We start from the raw sequence: 6,542 nt of genomic DNA, 5'->3' as shown, positions 1-6,542 counted from the left end.
TAAGTACTGAGACAAAATTACATTAAACTACATCCTATAGTCAGAGAAGCTAATAAACAAATTCTTCCCCACGGCGGCCAGCGCCCTTTTAGTGGCATAAAACAGGTTGTCCGTGGTCAGGTAATCCTGGGGCTCAAGCCATCTTGCCTTCAGCTCCTTCCATAGCCTCTCTGCGATATTGAGGTGTGGCGAGTAAGCAGGCAGGTAAAAGAGAAACAAGCCCCGCCGCTGCCAGCCTTCCAGCCGCGCGACCACCTTGGCTGCTGTGTGCACCCTGGCGTTGTCGAGCACCACTACCGTCGGCTTCACTACCTCAAGGGAGAGCCTGTCCAGCTGCTCTACTATAAAGTCAGAGGTGATGCTCTCCTCTCTTGTGGCATACACTATCCTGTTGTCCCTGGAGAGGAGGGCAAAGCAGTGGAGGCCTTTGCCTTTGGCCGACGCTATGCAGACCTCTTCATCCTCGAACTGCCAGCCATAGGGCACATACCCTTCAGGAGACACCTGGCTCTCATCGCCATAAAGCAAATCCAGACGCCCCTGCCGGCTCTGCTCTTCCAGTAGCTCAAGTGCCTCTCTCCGCACCTGGTAAAGCGCTGCGTCAGGCTTGCCTTTTACTCTTTTCCGTATCCGTTTGTAGCGGCACTTAACTTTTTTAGAAAACGCTTGAGCGTCCTGAGGCTGAAGCCCTTGCCCATCTGTTGCTCAAGCAGGAGCTTTGCCTGGCTCAGCCGCTGCCTTTCCGCCACAACTGCTTTGCGCACCTGCTCCAGGTCACGGGCTGGCTCAAACACCGGTTTACGCCCCCTGCCAGGCTTCGTCTTCAGGCCTGCCATGCCTTCTGCCTGGTAGCGGGTAAGCCAGTTGTTTACTGTTACCGGGTTGACCTTTACTATCTGGGCCACCTGCTCTGATGTGCGGCCCTCGCTCTTCAGAAGCACAAGATGGCAACGCAGACGAAAGGCGTGGCTCTTGCCTGAGCGGTAACCCTGCTCCAACTCCTGGCGATGTGCCGCACTTAACTCTATTGTTCGTATCTTTCCCATAGCTAAGAAAAAACATACTTCAAGCTAAATTTGTCCCATTACTTATGCTATAATCATCTTTTATGTCAGTCGAAATAGGTTTGTTGGGTAATGCTTTTTCGAACATCTTCTTATCCTGGTTTACAATAAGTGATATCGACTTTTGAAAAATCAGGGAGTTAGGAATGGTTATAGTCTCGCCATCTTTTGTTTTTAGATGAACAAAGAAATAAGTCAACTCTGCAACTTCTCCTTCCATTGGGTAATCTTTATCCAAAATCTTAATGGTGTCTCCCAACCTCATAGGGTGAGTGAAGAAAAGAATAAGGCTCGATGTGACATTGGATAGCAATGACCATTGAGCAAAAAAAGCTATACCTAAAACTGTCAGCACTGTGCTTGCAAATACAGCAATTTCTTTTTGTTCTAAACCCCATATACCAGCAAGTAAAATGACCACAGCAATTGAAAGAAAAAGATGAGTTATTTTTATAATCATCTTTCTTCTGGCTCTATGGAGCTGTGCTTTTTTTAAAGTATTATCAATTATATTCTTCGTAATGTAAAAGGCAATCGCGTACAGAAACAAGGTTACCAATGTTTCTAATATCTGTATTTTTAACTCGTTCATATTTTTTCTTCTCTGACATTTATTCTTGTTTTGGTTAACGTGCCGTCCTTCGTCGCTTGCACCTAACGATCTAAGCCAGAAGACGCTGAAGCTTGTAAGACCTGATTCGGTGTCTTTTGGGTGGTGTTGGCCGGGGTTGTTTTTTCCTTTTTCTCCCAGATTAATGCGTGCAATTTCTTTTTAAAAAAAAGGAAAAGCAACCCGTATGGTTGGGAAGTTTTACTCCTGTCAAAAACCCTTCTAAGTGGCGCTTTAGCCGGAGGCGATGACGTTAATACAGGTATTAGCGACGTTGCCGAAGGCGTCAGGCTCCGGGGCCGGCCGACAAAAAAAGAAAGCCTGCCTAATCATTGGCCTCTCTACTTTCGGTCCTTAAACTTGGTTATAATGAATTTTGCTGCTGGCAGAGGTACGTCGATGTGCGAAGGTGCTATCCATTTACAGCATCCTGAGACGTTAGAAGACCCGACAATGAATTATGCTGTGCACGTTGCCACTGTGGTAGAAGTTGCCTGCTTTTCTTTCAGTCAAGGTATAATGTAAACCAAAAGATATGGCGCAAAGACTCACAGCGGGCAGGCCAGTAAAGTATTCCCTGAAGGAGTATGCGCGGGGCATTACCGGGGGCTTGGCTTCAGACTTCCGCTGCTCTACACGATGGAGATATGGTGGCACCGCTTTCCTGTGTGATAGCCTTTTCAAAAATGCTTCTATTTTTTTCTGTGCTGTTCGTAAAAGGGTAAAAGCAGGAATACAAAACTGAAGGGTAGGCTGAGATAGCTTCAATTTGGGATGCCGCTGGGGCCGACGGTCAGAGTCAAAACCTGAAGCACTGCTTTATCTTCCATCTTCTGGCATAGAGGTTTTACAGTTCCATACATCTTACTTACAATTTTGGTAATGTTGTTAAAAAGTAAAACGAAGCAAGGTACGTTGATATATTATTGACTGATGGCTATGGTAGTGAAAATTCGAAAATTCGTTTCAGGAGAGACAGTACTCCGAATTGCCAAACAGGCGGAGTTTAGTATGTCATACTTGGTTTTTATGGCAATGGCTGGAATTCTCGCTGCAGTAGCACTCCTTACTTCCTCTGTGCCCATTTTAATTGGTTCTATGGTTATTGCACCTGCCTTTGCTCCCCTTGCCTTGATTGCCTTTGCTATTGTTGGAAGGCAGCCAGAACTGGTATGGCGTGGAATTTGGATAGCAACTGTTGGATTACTTGTCGCAACATTGGCTGCAATGCTAATTACCTGGTTGTTGAATGTAACCAACGTGATTCCACCGGAAACAAACCTACTTGATAAACCATTATTGGAAGAGCGAGTTCGTCCCGGTTGGTACAGCGTAGCTGCAGCCTTTGCGGCTGGTGTTGCTGGCACCTTTGCGTTAGCCAAGCAAACAACTGACACCTTGGTAGGAGTAGTGGCTGCCTTGGCACTTGTGCCAGCCGCAGCAGCTGGAGGAGTGTGTCTCTTAACGCAAGATCCGCAACGTGCAATAGGCGGCTTTGGATTACTGGGAATTAATGTTGGGTTGATTATCCTTATGGGAATAGTAACGCTTCTTTTACTTCGACCAGACCAGAAAGACTAATCAACCAGATTTACTTTATAATAGCTTTACCTCTCGTTTAACCGTCAAAGCTTGTTTCAGTGCCCTCCCTCAATCTCTATTGCTTCTATATTTTTATGTATCGAATTCATCCGCTCCTTCATGTACTTTGGATTTCTGGCCCAGAATTCGTCAAGTCTGTTTACAACAGCTAAAAGTTGCCACGAAAAAGCGAAAGCCATTCAGGGTCAAGTAGATAAAATGAAAGAGGTTTTATTCGCTTCTCAAAAATCTGTTTAGCTGTATCCCGGGTTAAAAAGTCTATCTTGGGTACTGCTCTACCAATAGCCCGTTTTTCTAAACCTATAAAGTTGACCAAATGGAATTATTGCACCGCGTATTATTAATAGATGATGACGAGACTACTAATCTTGTAAATAAGCGCAACATCGAATGCCAATTTAAGTACGCACGTTGATGCGGTTACAAGTGGCCAGGATGCTTTAGATTATTTCCATCAGATTGAAAATATCACTTTACCGCTTGACCTTATTTTATTGGATATTGAAATGCCGGAAATGGATGGGTTTGAGTTTTTAGAAATCTATAAAAACCTAGATCCAAAATATAAAGCAAAGCATATATTTGGATTGACTTCCTCAGCCAGCTTCTACGATTTGGTAAAAATAAAGACTTACGTTGATATTACCGACCACATATATAAACCCTTTACAACCATGGATTATGTATCCTTAGTAAAAAAGTATTTTTAATTGTGTGTCATTCCTTTACAGCATATTAGTTGGTGGCCAAATCATACTGGCATGGAGTTAAATAGCCAGGTGCTGAATGTCTCCTTTCCCGGTTGTAGAGGCCTTCGATATACTCAAACACGGTCATCTTTGCCTCTGCTATGGTAGCAAACTTGTGGAGGTATACTATTTCTGTTTTCATCGTCTTGAAGAAGCTATCTGCCACTGCATTAACGAGAACATTTTACTTTCCGGCTCATGCGCTACATAACCGGCAGCTCCTCCTGTTAGCTGGACAGGCGTTTTCACCTATAACAAATCCTATGTAAAATAGAGGGGGTTTCTGAGAAACGCCAGATTTTTACTTCCCTTCTGTAACTCTTACCTTAACTTTTGTGGCTGTTGAGCCGGAACAGACAGCCCTTAGTGTGAATTGAGCTGGATGTAAAAAGTAGTTTTCACGTCTTCCAGGCTTTCCACCCATATTTTACCGCCTTGCTTCTCGATAATTTGCTTCACGATAAAGAGCCCCAATCCGGTTGTGGGTTCGCCTTGGGTTCCTTTTCTCCTGGCCTGGGTGAATTTGTCAAAGATGGAGGTTACTAACTTAGCTGGAATACCAATACCGTTATCCTGGATTAACATCAGGGCTTTTCCCTCCTCCTGCTTTAGGGTAATGACCACCTTCCCCTCAGGTTTTGAAAATTTTATGGCGTTGGATACCAGGTTCTCTAAAACCCGCCGAAATTTATCTGGGTCCACCCATCCATAAACCGGATTATCCGGGGCATGGACCTCAACCTGTATGTTTTTGTTTTGGGCGTTGAGGGAGGACGAATCTAAAAAAGCTTTGATAAAGGGTTTTAAATTAACTTCTTCCGGAGTGAAGTCAACAGCTTCTACTTCGCCGATGATAAGTAAATCATCTATGATGGATAAGGTTTTATCCGAAGTATCAGTAATCATTTTGACAAAGGAAAGCGATTCCTCTTGTGTCTCTTTTTCCTTGGCCGACATTTCCTTCAGGTTCTCTTTCAGAAAGCCTGTGGCCAGCTTGATGTTGAAGAGAGGTGACTTCAGATCATGCGCAACCATGTGCATCATGGTTTCCTGATTTTCATATAGCCTTTTGAGCTCTAATTCCAGGGACTTCCGGTTACTGATATCTTCCACAATGGTATAACCTAAGGAAATGCCCTGGTCCTGGAACAGAATAGAGCTTACCTGGCACCATAGATAGGAATTATCTTTTTTCCTGATGCTGGTTTCTATTTGAAAAGTGGGAATATTCTCCTCCCAAAGGCTTCTTTGGAGTTCTTTCCAGTGGGGTATAGAATCCGGATGAGCGAAAGTGGTAATTTTAGTGCCGATCAACTCCTCTGCGGTGTAGCCCAGCATCTGTTGCAGGGCCTCATTTACCTGGTTGATTCTCAAATCGGGGTCGATAATTTTATTGCCCAGCATCGACTGGTTAAAAATGGCTTCGAAACGGCTTTGGCTTTCTTCATACCTACTTTCTATGGCTTTCTGCTTTTCCAGCTTCGCTTTTGCTTCGGCATTTTCTAAGCGCAGTTGTTTGATTATCTCTTCTAAAGCCGGGTCTTCCTTTTTCATTGGTTTTTACTGCTTTCTGTCTTGATCAGTTTGTATTCCGTAGGTCTTTTAACTTAGCCTGCTGTATATACGGGAAAAGAGAAGGTGGTTTATATTTAGATAAAGCGCAGCATTTTTATCTGTACACTTTGCCTCATCCTAAGATGCGTTGACTGATCAAGGGTATAATGAAGGTTAATGAAGGTATAATTAAGTTCTTTCATATACCATGTACGTATACAAGGGCTTCACTTGGATTTTAAATTTTAAAGGAGTTTTTATTTATGGCAAACAAACAGGATAAAGCGCCCGCCCGCCGCACAGGCAACCCGGCAGGCGCTGCGGCGGGAGCGGGACAGCAAAAGCAGTCGGCCAGGCAGGCAAGCAAACTTGAAGAAAGAAAACCGGCAAGCACACCTGAAGAAAGAAAACAGGGGGCAGGCGGGGCGAACTCGGACTTTTTACAGGAGACCCTGTTTTGACGGCTGCTTGGGCGGCATAAATCTCATAACAGGCAACATAGAACAAGCAAGGCTCCCCATGATGAGAGGAGCCTTGCTTGTTTTAAACTAAACTAGCGGCTTTTCTATTATTGCAGAAATTCGTCCGTTTTCCGGGACAGCGGCTTTCTCTGGACAGGGCCTGAGGCTACGTCGCCCTCCTTCTAACACCAGAATTATTTCGCCCATCAAAAGGTACTGAGCAGAAGTCACCTGTAAAACATTGCTTCACTACTCCCGCGATTACAGGCTCCAGAATGGCCTTTCCATAACATGTATTATGATAAAGAGGCAATGTACGAGGCTTTATTCACACTCAGCAGCACCTGAATACTGTCTTTGCTGCACAAATTTTGCTTGAAATTATATCCTTTATCCACCTTGCGCCATCTGGCTGGCAGGTGTTGAGTAGTAGGTAGTTTACCAACACCCCCAGCTCCACGGGTGTTATCAGGAACGACCATTCGAAGTCCTCATTGATTTT

8 protein-coding genes are annotated in these 6,542 nt (G+C 44.4%); 3 read left to right on the top strand and 5 right to left on the bottom strand.

Annotated elements, in window-relative coordinates; all coding sequences use genetic code 11:
* Window positions 1–27: 27 nt before the first annotated feature.
* From E1919_RS26660 to E1919_RS26650, 3 genes are read right to left on the bottom strand one after another with little or no spacing between them, the layout of a single operon-like run.
* Entirely contained in the window at window positions 28–630 is a 603-nt protein-coding gene (locus E1919_RS26660; RefSeq protein WP_237144883.1) for an IS630 family transposase, read from the bottom strand.
* Complete coding sequence (locus E1919_RS26655) at window positions 615–1,046, bottom strand: helix-turn-helix domain-containing protein (protein WP_162056446.1); 432 nt, start codon at window positions 1,044–1,046, stop codon at window positions 615–617. The genes E1919_RS26660 and E1919_RS26655 overlap by 16 nt, the downstream gene beginning before the upstream one ends.
* 19 nt (window positions 1,047–1,065) lie before the next feature.
* Entirely contained in the window at window positions 1,066–1,656 is a 591-nt protein-coding gene (locus tag E1919_RS26650) for a mechanosensitive ion channel domain-containing protein (protein ID WP_162056445.1), read from the bottom strand.
* Between the two features lie 957 nt (window positions 1,657–2,613).
* Between E1919_RS26650 and E1919_RS26645 the strand changes: the two genes are divergently transcribed.
* Both E1919_RS26645 and E1919_RS28220 read left to right on the top strand, forming a co-directional pair.
* A complete protein-coding gene (locus tag E1919_RS26645) occupies window positions 2,614–3,255 on the top strand; it encodes a DUF389 domain-containing protein (protein WP_162056444.1) in 642 nt (213 codons plus the stop codon).
* Window positions 3,256–3,650: 395 nt separating this feature from the next.
* Window positions 3,651–3,986, top strand: coding sequence for a response regulator (locus E1919_RS28220; protein ID WP_162056447.1), 336 nt, complete (start codon window positions 3,651–3,653; stop codon window positions 3,984–3,986).
* A 25-nt stretch (window positions 3,987–4,011) separates the two neighbouring features.
* On the opposite strand, the gene E1919_RS26635 is transcribed toward E1919_RS28220, so the two are convergent.
* Both E1919_RS26635 and E1919_RS26630 read right to left on the bottom strand, forming a co-directional pair.
* A complete protein-coding gene (locus tag E1919_RS26635) occupies window positions 4,012–4,191 on the bottom strand; it encodes an IS3 family transposase (protein WP_262888792.1) in 180 nt (59 codons plus the stop codon).
* 197 nt (window positions 4,192–4,388) lie between these two features.
* A complete protein-coding gene (locus E1919_RS26630) occupies window positions 4,389–5,579 on the bottom strand; it encodes a PAS domain-containing sensor histidine kinase (RefSeq protein WP_162056442.1) in 1,191 nt (396 codons plus the stop codon).
* A gap of 263 nt (window positions 5,580–5,842) precedes the next feature.
* Between E1919_RS26630 and E1919_RS26625 the strand changes: the two genes are divergently transcribed.
* Window positions 5,843–6,040 carry a hypothetical protein gene (locus E1919_RS26625; protein ID WP_162056142.1) on the top strand — a complete coding sequence of 66 codons (198 nt, stop codon included), beginning with the start codon at window positions 5,843–5,845 and terminating at the stop codon, window positions 6,038–6,040.
* Window positions 6,041–6,542 lie beyond the last annotated feature (502 nt).

It is taken from the genome of Pontibacter pamirensis (genome assembly GCF_010015475.1).
Lineage (GTDB): Bacteria > Bacteroidota > Bacteroidia > Cytophagales > Hymenobacteraceae > Pontibacter > Pontibacter pamirensis.
This window is presented reverse-complemented; position numbering and strand designations above follow the sequence as displayed.

What these genes read in the sequence shown, in the direction of transcription:
- E1919_RS26655 (WP_162056446.1), bottom strand. Translation starts at nt 1,046, where the DNA reads ATGGGAAAGATACGAACAATAGAGTTAAGTGCGGCACATCGCCAGGAG.
- E1919_RS26650 (WP_162056445.1), bottom strand. Translation starts at nt 1,656, where the DNA reads ATGAACGAGTTAAAAATACAGATATTAGAAACATTGGTAACCTTGTTT.
- E1919_RS26645 (WP_162056444.1), top strand. Translation starts at nt 2,614, where the DNA reads ATGGTAGTGAAAATTCGAAAATTCGTTTCAGGAGAGACAGTACTCCGA.
- E1919_RS26630 (WP_162056442.1), bottom strand. Translation starts at nt 5,579, where the DNA reads ATGAAAAAGGAAGACCCGGCTTTAGAAGAGATAATCAAACAACTGCGC.
- E1919_RS26625 (WP_162056142.1), top strand. Translation starts at nt 5,843, where the DNA reads ATGGCAAACAAACAGGATAAAGCGCCCGCCCGCCGCACAGGCAACCCG.